This is a genomic window from Streptomyces sp. MGP-BFMKR1 (assembly GCF_057766585.1).
In genome coordinates this window covers 4,029,691-4,042,943 of sequence record NZ_CM173408.1, presented here as the reverse complement: position 1 = coordinate 4,042,943, position 13,253 = coordinate 4,029,691, and the positions used below count along the sequence as shown (strand labels likewise).

7 protein-coding genes are annotated in these 13,253 nt (G+C 73.4%); 2 read left to right on the top strand and 5 right to left on the bottom strand.

Annotation, left to right across the window (positions count from 1 at the left end; translation table 11 throughout):
* Positions 1–962: 962 nt before the first annotated feature.
* The 3 genes from AC3CHW_RS15490 to AC3CHW_RS15480 all read right to left on the bottom strand — a co-directional run bounded on the left by AC3CHW_RS15490 (position 963) and on the right by AC3CHW_RS15480 (position 9,393).
* A complete protein-coding gene (locus AC3CHW_RS15490) occupies positions 963–6,170 on the bottom strand; it encodes a DNA repair ATPase (RefSeq protein WP_488470826.1) in 5,208 nt (1,735 codons plus the stop codon).
* Positions 6,171–6,435: 265 nt separating this feature from the next.
* Entirely contained in the window at positions 6,436–8,556 is a 2,121-nt protein-coding gene (locus AC3CHW_RS15485) for a flotillin family protein (RefSeq protein WP_488470825.1), read from the bottom strand.
* A gap of 207 nt (positions 8,557–8,763) precedes the next feature.
* Positions 8,764–9,393, bottom strand: a complete 630-nt coding sequence (locus AC3CHW_RS15480; protein WP_488470824.1) for a hypothetical protein — start codon at positions 9,391–9,393, stop codon at positions 8,764–8,766.
* 273 nt (positions 9,394–9,666) lie between these two features.
* Here AC3CHW_RS15480 and AC3CHW_RS15475 point away from each other — a divergent pair, with 273 nt between their 5' ends.
* Together AC3CHW_RS15475 and AC3CHW_RS15470 are read left to right on the top strand one after the other, a co-directional pair.
* Positions 9,667–10,746: a PucR family transcriptional regulator gene (locus tag AC3CHW_RS15475; RefSeq protein ID WP_459246870.1), complete on the top strand. Its 1,080-nt coding sequence runs from the start codon at positions 9,667–9,669 to the stop codon at positions 10,744–10,746.
* Positions 10,747–11,100: 354 nt separating this feature from the next.
* On the top strand, positions 11,101–11,676 hold the full coding sequence (locus AC3CHW_RS15470) for a TerD family protein (RefSeq protein WP_277320898.1): 576 nt from the start codon (positions 11,101–11,103) through the stop codon (positions 11,674–11,676).
* A 149-nt stretch (positions 11,677–11,825) separates the two neighbouring features.
* On the opposite strand, the gene AC3CHW_RS15465 is transcribed toward AC3CHW_RS15470, so the two are convergent.
* Both AC3CHW_RS15465 and AC3CHW_RS15460 read right to left on the bottom strand, forming a co-directional pair.
* Positions 11,826–12,833 carry a M56 family metallopeptidase gene (locus AC3CHW_RS15465; RefSeq protein WP_488470823.1) on the bottom strand — a complete coding sequence of 336 codons (1,008 nt, stop codon included), beginning with the start codon at positions 12,831–12,833 and terminating at the stop codon, positions 11,826–11,828.
* Between the two features lie 3 nt (positions 12,834–12,836).
* Positions 12,837–13,220, bottom strand: a complete 384-nt coding sequence (locus AC3CHW_RS15460; RefSeq protein ID WP_488471066.1) for a BlaI/MecI/CopY family transcriptional regulator — start codon at positions 13,218–13,220, stop codon at positions 12,837–12,839.
* Positions 13,221–13,253: the final 33 nt, after the last annotated feature.

Here is a 13,253-nt window from a genome sequence, read left to right as displayed (position 1 = left end):
GAGGAAGGGCGGTGGAGGGGAGAAGCGCAGGAAACTCTACCTCCAGCTGTCATCCGTGTGAGTGATCTTGGTAGCGACAGATGTGGGCGCCCTTGCCAGGTTCGGCGCCTATGTCCCGGTCGGGCAAGGGTCTTGTGCAACAAAGGGGCGATCGGACTCTAAAGCGGTGCTCGCAGGCCGGCACTCTATCGGAGCGCAGGGGAGGGGGCGTCTACGAGCTCTCGCAGGCGCCCACTTGGGGGCTTATAGTCGACGGCTGGCGTGCCGGAATCAGACGGGACATGTGGGTCGCCTGGTCGGTGGTCAGATTCGGCGAGACCTCCAAACCTCGACCGAGCGCCGCAGTAACGGGAATGTCGGCGCCATGTCGCCCCCTCAGCCCGGGGCACCTGCGCTCGGTCGCTCTGCCTAATCCGTCCGGGTCAGGCCAAGGTCGATGCGAAGGGCCGTAGACCGCCTGACCAAGATCGTCGCTTAGTCGTGCGCTGACGTATCGCAGGTCGCACTCCCTCGCTCGCGAGTGGCCGAGCGCGACGCGCCCTCCACGCTGAGATTTATCTGCCCTCCTCGCGCCACCAGTACGTGTGCTAGCGATACCCCGCTTAGGGGCCACCGCTTGAAGATGATGCCGAGTTCGGTGTTGCTGCGGCTACCCCCGCGCGGGGAAACCAGAAGCGGCGGCCACTTTCCGGATGTGAGGCCAGAGCTGGGGGCGCTCCCGCACGCGGGGACCAAAGAGCAATTGACCTGCCACGTTACCGGGACCTCATCCCTTTTTTGCAACTTCCTGCGATCCCGACATTTCGAACATCCGACACCTATCGCACGCCAACCTCGCACCCCCCTCGGTCCTCGCCCAGGCTATCGGCCGCCCAGCACATCCCGTACCCCGCACGGGACCCTCGGCCCCTGACGGCCAACCGGCAAACGCCCCGCATCAGTTAGGAAGTTCGCCCCAACCCTCACTCCCCGCCCCCACCCTCCCCACCCCCACCCCGCGCCGCATGCCGCCCCGTCGGCTGGCTCAGCAGGTGCCGAGGGGCCGTAGCCCGCGTGATGGCGGACTCCACCGCCGCGATCCGGTCGGCCAGCAACCCCAACACCGCCACCGCCTCACCCAGCCCCGCCGCACCCGGCGTACCCACACCCACCGGCGTACCCACACTCACCGACGCGCCTCCACTCTCACCCACATCAGCAACCCCACCCCCATCCAAGCCGCAAAGCTCCTTCCACCGCACCGCCTGCTCCTCCGTCAACGTCCCGCGCAACGACGCCAACTTCAACAGACTCGACTCCGCCGCGGCGCCCAGTGTCTGGGCCTCGTTGCGGTAGTGGTCGTCGATGAGGGCGGAGAGTTCGGCCGCGTTCATGGCGGGGGAGATGCGGGAGGTGATCTGGTTCATGTCGCGGTACGAGCCCTGGAGGCCGAACGGGGGTTCCGTGCGGGTCTCGTCCGACTGGGCGGCCGACGCGATGTACGCCGCGTTCACCGCGAGCACCGTCTTCCGGGCCGCGAGCACGTGTCGGAGTACGGCCAGCACGCGGGCCAGTTCGGCCGGTGCGTACGGGTGGGTCAGTCGGTCGCGCTGGGCCGTGGGCTCGGCCGACGCGAGGCGGACGAGGAGGTCGAGGTCGGCGCGGTCGCGGGTCGCCAGGGGGGCGAGGGTCGGGTTCGACGGCAGCGCGTTCTCCACGAAGCTGGCCTCGAACGCCTCCTCCCTGCCGGTCAGGACGTCGCCGAGGTTCCACACGTCGGCCCGGTTGGCGAGCATGTCCGGGACGCGGAAGCGGCGGCCGGACTCCGTGTACGGGTTGCCCGCCATGCACACGGCGAAGCGCTTGCCGCGCAGGTCGTACGTGTGGGCCTCGCCGTCGCGCACCCCGTCCATGCGCCGCGTCGCGTCGCACAGCGGGATGAACTTCTGGAGCAGCTCCGGCGACGTGTGCTGGATGTCGTCCAGGTAGAGCAGCACGTTGTTGCCCGCCGCCAGCGCGAAGTTGATCTTCTCGACCTCGCGGCGCGCGGTCGCGTTGGGTGCCTCGGCCGGGTCGAGCGAGGTGACGCCGTGGCCCAGCGCCGGCCCGTTGACCTTGACCAGGAGCAGCCCGAGCCGCTCCGCCACGTACTCCACCAGCGTCGTCTTGCCGTACCCGGGCGGAGAGACGAGCAGCAGCAGCCCGCTGCTGTCCGTCCGCTTCGCGTGGCCCGAGGCGCCGATCTGGCGGGCCAGGTTGTCGCCGATGAGCGGCAGGTACACCTCGTCCACGAGGCGGTTGCGGACGAAGGACGACATGACTCGCGGCCGGTACTCCGCGATCCGCAGCCGCGCTCGCTCCGTCGCGATCAGCTCGGCGCGCCGCCGCTGGTACGCGCGGAAGCCGGGTGCCACCCGGGCGGCGAAGTCGGACGTACGGGCGTGGAACTCGTCGATCCGCAGCTCCAACGCCCGGCCGACGATCCGCGGGTGCGTGCCGAGCAACCCTTCCACCCGGGCCGTCAACTCCGCCTCCACCGTCCGCCGGTCGAGGCCCGGGCAGATCTCGATGGCCACCGCCTCGGCCAGGTCCCCGGGACCGATCCCGCCCGCGCCCTCGTCGTCGCTCCCGTCGTTTCGGCCACCCGCCGCCGCGTACGCCGTGAGCCAGCCGTGCACGAGCCGGTACGCCGCCGCCGGGTCCCCGGCGGAGAGTTGGGCCCGCACATCAGCCCCGTACGGGGGCACGTCCCCGGCCGGCCCCGCCGCGCGGCCGAACGCGTCCAGCAGCTCCCGCGCGGCCGGGCCGGTCACGAACGCGCCGCCGCGCGCCAACTCCTCCACCAGGTACGCCGCCGCCAAACCCGCCGTGGCCTGGGCCCTGTCCCCGGCCCTGTCCTCGGCCCCGCCCTCGTCTCCGACGGTCTCCGCCGCGCCTTCGGTGTCGGGCGCGGTCAGAGTGAACTCGCCGATACGGGCGGCCAGTTCGGCTCGGAGCGCCCCCAGGCCCGGCGCCGAGCCGAACGTGTCGCGGGCACGCGCCAGCGACACCGCCTCGCGGGTCCAGGACGCGCGGGCGGTCTCGGTCGTGCCGTGGGCCCAGAACAGGGCGGCCCGCGCGCGGGCGCCCGCCGGGTAGCGGAGCAGGTCGGCGCCCTCGTGCAGGCGGAGCACGGCGGTCAGGATCGCCGTCGCGTCGCGGTCGTGCACCCCGCGCTCGTACCCCTCGTCGTACGCCTCCTCCGCGGCCCGCCGCACCTGATCCGCCAACTCTTCCGGGGTGGCGGCGGACAGCGCCGGGGCGCGGTGGTCGGCGAGCAGGCGGGCCGCCAGGTGCTCGGCCCGGTAGACCTCGGGGGACTCCGACGGCAGGGTCTGCCGCCAGTAGGCGCGGGTGGCGGCGAAGGCGGGGTCGGTGACGGGGGCGCGGTAGTCCGTGCCGGTCAGCGCGAGCACCATGGCGCGCCCGTCCGCGTCCGGCAGCAGCGTCAGCTCGGACGTCTGGGCGCTGACGGCGAACCGGTGCTCGCCCAGCCTGATCGTCTCGCCGCCGTCCGCGTACAGCTCCGTGCGGTCCCGCAGCGCGCGCAGCGCGTCCTCCCGGGCCGCCGCCAGCCGACCCGCCAACTCTTCGGCGCGTACGCCCTCGCCGAGGGCGCGCAGTTGGTCCGCGGTCCGCCGGACCTTCACGACCAGGGCGTCGGAGGCGAAGAAGGTGGCCACCGCCTCCCGGTCGGGCAGCGCGCCGGCGCGGCGGGTCAGGGTCTCCAGGACCCGCGCGGCCGAGTCGGCCAGTGCCGCCGCGCGCCGGGCCGCCGCGTCCTCCAGGGTCTGCCGGCGCGCCGCGAACGCGTCGCTGACCTCGGTGCGCCGGGCGTCGATCTCGGCGCGGAACCCGTCGTGGTCGGCGAACCGGGCCTCCAGGTCTTCGAGCCGTAGCAGCAGCGTGGCGAGTTGGGCGTCGCACTCCCGTGGATCGTCGCACGCGGCGAGCGCGCCCGTGACGGACTGGCCGAGCAGCGCGAACTCCGCCGCGAACTCCGCGCGCCCCTCCCGGTCGGCCAACTCCCGGCGCCGCGCGTCCAGGGTCGCCCTGGCGCGGTTGAGACCGCCGGTGACCTCGGCGATCCGCTCCAGGATGGCGGTGCGTACGGTCGCGTCACCGATGTCGAGCCGGGCGATGACCTCGGTCACCCCGCGCAGCTCAGCCGACCGCTCCGCGACCCGCTCGGCCAGCGGGTCGGCCGCCGCGACGGTCTCGATCGCCTCGGCCGCCACGGTCAACTCCTCGGCCTGCGCGCGGTAGCCGGCGAACGCGTCGGCGCGCTGGAGGAAGGCGACGGCCCGGCGGGCGGTGCCGGCGATGTCGGACTCGACGTCGTCGGCGAGCGTGTCGATGCGCGCGACGTCGGCGTACCGCATCTCCTTCAGCGTCACCAGCCGGCCCTGCGCCTGGCGCAGCTCGCCGATCCGGGCCACCCACTCCTCGGCCGTGGCCGGCGCCTCGCCGCGTACCCGGCGCACCAGTCGGGCGATGTGCGCCGCGCAGTCGGCGAGCGCGTCCGTGGCCCGCCGCGTCAGGTCCTGGACGGTCGCGAACTCCGCGAGCACCTGCTCGGCCGTCTCCCGCACCTCGGTCAGCGGCCCGCGCAGGTCGCCGACCTCCGCGTCGCCGAGCCAGTGGAAGCGGTCCGCGGCCCGCGCGCAGGCGGCCACCAGCGCCCGGTACCGCTCCGCCGTCGGCTCCGTGTCGGCCACCTGCCGCGCGATGGACAGGCACTCCGCGATGCCCCGCACCAGGTCCGCGTTGCCGATCCGGGCCAGCGGCCCGGCGCCGGCGGCGGAGCCCGCGGCGTACGTGTCGGAGACGTACGGCGTGCGCCAGAGCTGCGCCGGGTGCACGCGCGCGGGCTCGGCCGGTCCGTCGTCGGCGGCGGACGCGGCGGCGCGCAGCGCGACGAGGGTGCCGTCCTCGAAGAGCGCGTAGCCGAGGCAGGGCAGCGGCGTCGCGATCTCTTCGCGGATGGTGTTGTACGCGAGGAGGAGCGTGCGCCCGGTGGCCCGGGCGTGGAAGGCGTACAGCACGTCCTCGCCGTTCGGCGACCGCACCGCGTGCGTGAACGCGAGGCCGTCGGTGTCCGCGTCGAAGGTCTTCACGGCGCCGGTGGCCAGGCAGTATCCGCCGGGGAAGACGATGCCCTGGTCGTCGGGGAGGCGCTGGCAGGACTGGCCGATGCCGTCGAGCCGGGCCACGGCGTGCGTGACGGTGTGGAAGACCAGGTACCGCCAGTCCTCCTCCTTGTACGGGCGGATGCGCAGCAGGACCAGCGGCCCCACCCGCGCGTACGCCACGTCCGCGTCGGCCAGCGACTGGAGCGGCTCGTCCACCGGCTCGCGGTAGACGCCGTCGCCGCGCTCGGTGGTGTTCTCGGTCTTGACGGTCAGCGCCCCGCCGACGGTCGCGACGTAGACCGTGCCGCCGTCGACGGCGATGTGCGGGAACCGGCCGAGCACGTGGTCCTCGCGGGTGGTCGCCGTCCACGTGACGTCGTGCGGGGCGGGGAAGGTGTGGTCGCGCTCGCCGCGCGCGTCCAGGAACCGGACCGGCCCGCCACCGGTCGCGGGCAGCGCCCAGCGCAGCACGCGCAGGTCGTCCGCCTTCTCCCCGGTCTGGAAGACGGCCAGCAACTTGCCGCCCACAAGCCGCAGTTGGAGGAGTCGCGCGGCCCGGTAGTAGCGGTAGAGCGCGTCGAACTCGTGGAGGAAGGCCGGGTCGTCGAGCAGGCCGGGCGCGGCGTCGGTGGGCAGCGGGTTCAGCTCGCGGTCGTAGAGCGCGAACACGTCGCCGACGGCCGTGGCGCCGGACTCGGGGCCCGCGGCGGTGTTGTAGCCGAACAGCAGCAGCTCCCCGACGGCGACCACGTCGCGCGGCACGCTCGCGCGCTCGGTGCGCACCTGCTCGGTGCCGGTCAGCGTCAGCTCGGTGGAGCCGAACGCGGCGGTACGGGACGCGTTGAGCGCCTCGGCGCGCCGGGCCAGCTCGGCCGCCCGCGCCCCGAGCCGCCCGCGCAGCACCTCGTACGTGCCGGCGTCGAGCCCGTTGTCCGCCTCGTTCTCCGTCCCGCCCCGCGTACCGTCCCCCGCCCCGACGCTCGTCCCGACCCCCGTGCCGCTTCCCGTCCCGGTCTCCATCTGGCTGTACTCCCTGCTGTGGCTGGCGGCGCGGTGGGTGGGTTGGTGGGTGAGTGGGGTGGTGGGTGAGTGGGTGAGTGGGGTGGCGTACGCGTACGTCTACGGGTCCGGGTGCGGGTACGTCTTCTCGGGCCGGGTCCGGGCACGTCTTCTCCCGGTGCGGGTCCGGGTGCGGGTGCCGGGCCGGAGCTGCCGCCCCCCGCGCGGCAGCTCCGGGCACCTCGACCGTCCCCCTCCGTACGGTCGGCTCGGTGGGCGGCCCGGCTCAGGCCAGCGGCGCGCCGTTGACCGAGGGGGCGGTCGGGCCGGTGCGCGGGTCCGCCGGCGGGTGCGGGCCGGTGACCGGTCCCGCCACCTCGCCGCGCCCGACCAGCTCGGCCACCGGCATGTCGGCCAGGCCCAACTTCTGTGCGGAGGCGAGCAGTTGACCGAGCTGGCCGGAACCCGACGGCATGAGCTTCATCAGCAGCGCCGAGACGGTCAGATTCTGTACGTCGGCGGTCGTCGTCGAGCCGAGCACCTTCGTCAGGTCGTCGGTGAACGACGCCGAGCCGTCCAGCCACGGGCCGGCCAGGGCCTGCGCGGTCTGCGAGTGCTGGACGAAGCCGTCCACGCTCTTGCCCAGCGAGATCGCGCCGACCAGCCGGTCGAAGAACGCGGTCTCGCCGCCCACGATGCTGATGTCGGCGCTCTCCAACCCCGTCGCGAGGACCGTGGCCTGTGCCTCGGCCACCTGCCGCTGCGCCTCGATGCCGGCGAGCCGCACGTCCTTGTCGGCCGCAAGGCGCAGCCGGAACTCCTCGTGCGCCCGGGACGCCTCGTCCAGCGCGGCCATGGCCGCCGCCTTCTCGGTCAGCCCCGCCGCCTCGGCCTTCAGCTTCTCGCCGATGGCCGCCGCGTCGGCCATGGCCTGCTCGCGGGTGCCCTCGGCCTCGGCCCGCAGCCGGGCCGCCGTGGCCTCGGCTTCGGCGCGGCCGGCCTTCTCGATGACCTCCGACTCCTTGTCCCGTACCTGTACGGCCGCGAGCCCCTCGGCCGCCGCCTCGGCCTGGATGCCCTCGGCGAGTCGGATCTTGGCCCGCGCGTCCATGTCGGCGGTCTTGGTCCGGGCCTCCGCCAGCGTCAGCTCCTCGGCGGCCCGGTGGACCGCCGCCTGCTCGGCCGCCTCCGCCGCCTTGATGTCCTTGACCAACTGCTCCTGCGCCACCGCCTCGGCCGCGATGACCAGCGCCTGCCGGTCCCGCTCGGCCTCCTCGACCGCGCGCAGCCGCTTGATCGACTCCTCCTGCTCGGCGACCGTACGGTCCACCGCGATCCGCTCCCGCACCACCTCGGCGATCTCCCGGCGCTCGGCCTCGACCTCCTTCTCGGCCGAGATCCGGGTCAGCTCGGTCTCCCGGTCCCGGGCGATGACCTCAAGGAGGCGGTCCTTCTCGATCCGCTCGTTCTCGATCGCGATGACCCGCTCGCGGTTCTTCTGCGCCACCGCGACCTCGCGCGCCTGGTTCTCGCGCTGGATGCCGAGCTGTTCCTCGGTCTTGAGGAACGCCGCCTGCGCGCGCAGCCGCTCCTCCTCCACCACCCGCGCCGTCTCGGCCTCCTCGCGGGCGCGCACGGTGTCGACCTCCCGCCTCTGCTTGATCTCCGCGTCCGCCTGGCGCCGCTCCAGCTCCAGGATGGCTTCGCGGGCGTCCACGTTCTGCCGGGTGATCTCCTTCTCCTCGTGGCGCTGGTACTCGTTGGTGCGCACGTGCTCGACGGCCGTCAGCTCGGTGATCTTCCGGATGCCCTGGGCGTCCAGGATGTTGTGGCTGTCGAGCTGGTTCAGCGGCGTCTGCTCCAGGTGGTCGATCGCCGCGTCCTCCAGGCTGTAGCCGTTCAGGTCGGTGCCGATGACCTCGATGATCCGGTCCCGCAACTCCTCGCGCTTGGTGTACAGGTCGGTGAAGTCGAGCTGCTTGCCGACCGTCTTGAGCGCCTCGGAGAACTTGGCGTTGAACAGCTCCTGCAACGTGGCCTTGTCGCTCGCGCGGGCCGTGCCGATCGCCTGGGCGACCTTGATGACGTCCTCGACGGTCTTGTTGACGCGTACGAAGAACGAGATGCGGATGTCGGCGCGGATGTTGTCGCGGCAGATCAGCCCGTCGCGCCCGGTGCGCGAGATCTCGATGGTCTTTACCGAGATGTCCATCACCTCGGCCTTGTGCAGCACCGGCAGCACGACCTGCCCGGTGAAGGTGACGTCCACCGAGCGCGTCTTGGAGACGATCAGCGCCTTGCCCTGCTCGACCTTGCGGAAGAGCCGACTGATCACGAACAGCAGGGCCAGGGTGATGAGCAGGACGACGGCGATGAGCACGCCGATGCCCAGGGTGATGGCATCCATGAGAGTCCCCGTGGGAGAGATGGAACGGGCGAACGTCGGGCCACGGCACGCACGCGAGAGCGGCGGTGCGGTGCTGTGTGGTGTTGGTGTTGGTGTTGGTGTTGGTGAGATGCGAGCGGTGTGGTGGGACGGGGGTGCGGCGCGGCCTGGGCGGCGGGTGCGGTGGTGGGTGGTCCCGCCGTACGGGAGGTGGTGTGGCGGGGTGGGTCAGCCGCGCGGGTCGAGGGCCGCGTCGAAGGGGGCGACCCAGAAGAACTCGCCCGCCTCCTCGTACGCGTACAGCAGCCCCGTACTGCCGAGTCCGAGCCCGAGTCCCTTGCCGGCGGACCGGGCCTCGCCCTCGTTCCGGCGGACCTGGACCAGTGCCGTGGAGCCGTCGCGGGCCGTGACCTCGGCCTGACCGAACCCCGTGTCCACCCGGCCGGTGCGGATGGTGCAGGTCAGCCCGATGAAGTCCTGCCGGGACGGCGCGGGTTCGTCGGGGAAGAGGCGCGCCAGCGGGCGGACCACGCGCCGGGTGAGCCACCACGAGCCGAGCACCGAGGCGCCCAGCAGGGCGGCTTCCAGGGAGAGCAGCGGGGCGCCGGGCAGGCCCGCGTCTGTCAGCAGTACCGAACCGGTGAAGCTGAGGAACCAGCCGAGGACGACGAACACCGAGGCGGAGACCGCCACCGGCACCCCGCCCAGGTGCAGCGCGTCGGCGTTCACGTCCGCGTCGTACGTGTCGTGCTCGGCGGCGCCGAACAGGACCAGCAGCCAGAAGCCGACGACGACCATCAGGGCGGCGCTGAACACCACCGTGGGGAACCCGGCGGCCACACTCAGGAATTCGGCCATGGTCACTGCCCCCTCAACGCGTCGCCCGCCCACGACCGCGGTTCTTCCGTGCCCCACCGTGCCGGGACACTCACTTCCGGCCGCCGGCATCGAAGCGAGCCGGCCGCCCTGGTGGCCCCATCCTGGCAGCGCGAGCCGCGTCCCCGCATTGCCGGATGCCGGCAATCTTTACGCCGCCTTAATGCCGCTCGTCGCCCCCGGCATGCCGCGTGCCACCCTTGATCCCCGCACGTCGACGAGGCGGCAGCGGCGTGCGGAGTGACCGGAGGGGCCATGGCGGAGCTGGACATATCCGAGGACTACGCGGACTACGAGGACTACCTGGCGGGGTACGCGGACATCCTCACCGGCGCCTGCGCCACGGGCCGACGGTTGGTCCGCGACGAGTTGGAGGCCCTGCGCGGACGCGGCGAACGCGCCGCCGAGGCCGGCATCGGCCTGCGCACCCTGATCCACGCCCACCTGGTCACGGCCCAGGCCGTACGCCCCCAGTTGCGCGGCCCGGCCGCCGACCACCTGCTGGCCGCCATCACGCAGGCCGTGGACGCGTTCGCCGAGGGCTACGAACGGGCGCAGCGGCTCGCCGTCCGCCAGGAGGAGGCCGCGCGCCGCGAGTTCATCGACGACCTGCTCTACGGCCGCAGCGACCTGGGCCGCCTCGCCGAACGCGCCGAACGCTTCGGCCTGATCCTGGCCCACGCGCACGCGGTCGCGGTGGCCCAGGGCGCCGAACCGTACGACGACGGCTACCCGGTCACCCGCAGAATCGAATCGTCACTGCTGGCCCGCTTCGGCGACCGCCGCATCCTGCTCACCACCAAGGACGGCAGGCTGATCTGCATCGCGCCGGGCGACGAGTCGGACGTACTGCGCTACTTCGCGAAGCAGGCGTACGCGGCGACGGACGGCGGCCAGGTCGCCATCGGCCGCGCCCACCCCGGCGTGGGCGGCGTCGTCCACTCCTACGAGGAGGCGCTCAACACCCTCGACCTGGCCGCCCGCATGCACCTGGACGACCCGGTCCTGCACGCCGCCGACCTGCTCGTCTACCCGGTCCTCACCCGCGATCGGCAGGCCATGGCCGACCTCGTACGCACCGTCCTCGGCCCCCTCCAACAGGCCCGTGGCGGCGCCCAGCCCCTCATCGACACCCTGACCGCCTACTTCGACACCGGCTGCGTCGCCGCCGAGGCCGCCCGCCGCCTGTCCCTCAGCGTCCGCGCCATGACCTACCGCCTGGACCGCATCCACAAACTCACCGGCTCCGACCCCGGCGACCCGGTCCACCGCTACACCCTCCAGACGGCGGTCATCGGGGCACGGTTGTTGGGGTGGCCGGAGGAGGGGGTGTAGGGGGCTGTGTCGGGTTGGGCGCGCGCCCGGCCCCGCTTCCGACCAACCCGGCACGCGCGGGGACGTCCACCCTTCGTCCGTCAACAGCGCCGTGTACGCCGGACCAACCCCGCACGCGCGGGGACGACCAACCCTCGTCGGTCAACAGCGCCGTGTAGATCAGGCCAACCCCGCCGTTGCGGGGCCCACTTGGCGGATGCCGGTCCCGCCCGCGCGGTGCGCCGTGGCGCACCGGTGCGACGCTACCGCGCCAGGGGGCGGGGCCGCGCGCCGATCTTCGCCGGTCGATAGTTTCTACAGTGCTGTAGATTTACGCCAGCAGCCAACGCAGGCGCGACAGGGGAAGGGCACAACATGGGTGTTTCGCTGGCCAAGGGTGGCAACGTCTCGCTGAGCAAGGAGGCGCCGGGGCTGACCGCCGTGGTCGTCGGGCTCGGGTGGGACGTGCGGACGACGACCGGGACCGACTACGACCTCGATGCCAGCGCCCTGCTGTGCGACGACTCCGGGAAGGTCGCGTCCGACCGGCACTTCGTCTTCTACAACAACCTGACCAGCCCGGACGGTTCCGTCGAGCACACCGGCGACAACCTCACCGGCGAGGGCGACGGGGACGACGAGGCGGTCAAGGTCAACCTGGCCGGCGTGCCCGCCGAGATCACGAAGATCGTCTTCCCGGTGTCGATCCACGACGCGGCGGCCCGTGGCCAGAGCTTCGGTCAGGTGCGCAACGCCTTCATCCGCGTCGTCAACCAGGCCGACGGCGTGGAGCTGGCCCGCTACGACCTGACCGAGGACGCCTCGACCGAGACCGCCATGGTCTTCGGTGAGCTGTACCGGCATGGCGCCGAGTGGAAGTTCCGCGCGGTGGGCCAGGGTTACGCGTCCGGCCTGGCCGGCATCGCGGCCGACTTCGGCGTCAACGTCTGATCGCGCGGGGCGCGCCCAGCGTCCCGCCCCCGGGGCCGCGCACTCCGTAGCGAGTCGCCGGCCCCGCCTCGTACGGGGCTGCCCGGACCCGCCCCCTGGCCGGGCAGCCCTCCTCCACGACGTGGTTCGTCGACGCCTCGCGGCCGGACCTACAGCGGTGTGGCCGCCTTGAGCACCACGAACAGCGCCACCGCCGCGTTCAACGACGACAGCGCCGAGGCGGCGGTGCCGGCCGCCGCGATGAGCGCCGCGGCGTACAGCGAGCCGTCGGCGGGCGGCCACAGCCGGGCCGACGGGACGGGCCCGAGCAGCGCGGCGATCCGTCGCGGCACCGGGCCGACGGCCGCGAACCCCGCGATGCCGGGCGCCGGCGAGGGCCCGGAGATCAGCGCCGCCTTGCCCACGGCCGTGGCGACCACGCGCCGGTCGCCCACCTCGCGCGCCGCCTCCTCGTCGGCCCAGCGCTCCGCGCTGAAGGCCACCGCCGTCCAAAGCGGGCGCAGGAACGGGTTGGCGCTCGCGGTCAACCGCGAGGCCAGCAGGTAGCGGTGGTGCCGCCCGGTCAGGTGGGCCCGCTCGTGGGCGACCAGCGCCCGCCGCTCCGGGGCGCCGAGCCCGGCCAACATGGCGTCCGAGACGACGACGCGCCCGGAGCCCGACCGGCCCGGCAGGGCGTACGCGTACGGCACCTCGTCCGGCAGCACGGTCAGCGCGGGTGGCGCGGGCGGCTCCGCAGACGTGGCCCTCATCGCGGAAGTCGTGGTGGGTGCTGGCGTCGGGGCCGGCTCGGCGGGCAGGTCGCCGAGCGCGCGCCAGGCGCCGTTGCGTACCCGGTAGTGCCGCCACAGGGTGTGCCCGCAGGCGGCGGCGACCAGGGCCAGCACGCCGATGGCGGCGAAACCCACGTTCTCGTCGTACGGGACCGCCGCCCGCACCTCGGGGGCCGCCCAGCCGTCGGGCAGCGGGTTGCCGGGGAGCTGGGCGGTGCCGACCACGCCGAGCAGGGCCAGGCACAGCGTGCTGCACACGGCGAGTATGGCCCCGACGGCGGTCAGCAGGACGGTCGCGGTGCGCGGGTGCAGCCGCCGCTCGGCCAGCCGCGACATCGGCCACGCCGTGAGCGGCAGCACGAGCGGGAGGACGACGAAGACTCCCACCGGTCACGGCTCCCGTTCGCGATCGAGGGGTACGGGGTCGTCACCGCGAGGCTCCGCCTGCGCCTGCGCCTCCGCGGGCGCGTCGTGCAGCAGCTCGCGCACCAGTCGCTCGTCGTCGGCCGAGAGGCCCGACACGAAGCTGGCGAGCACCGCGTCCCGGTCGCTGTGCCCGTCGAGCACGCGCCGCATCCGCTGCGCCGCGAGCCCCGCCTCGTCGGCCGCGGGCGCCCACCGGAAGGACCGGCCCGCGCGGTGCCGGGTCACGCTGTGCTTGCCGTGCAGCCGGGTCAGGATCGTCACGACCGTGGTGTACGCCAGGTCGCCGCCCAGCTCCTGCTGCACCCGCGCAGCGGTGACCGGCTCGCCGGCCCCCTGCAACACCCGCATCACCAGCGCCTCCAGCTCGCCCTGGCCACGCCG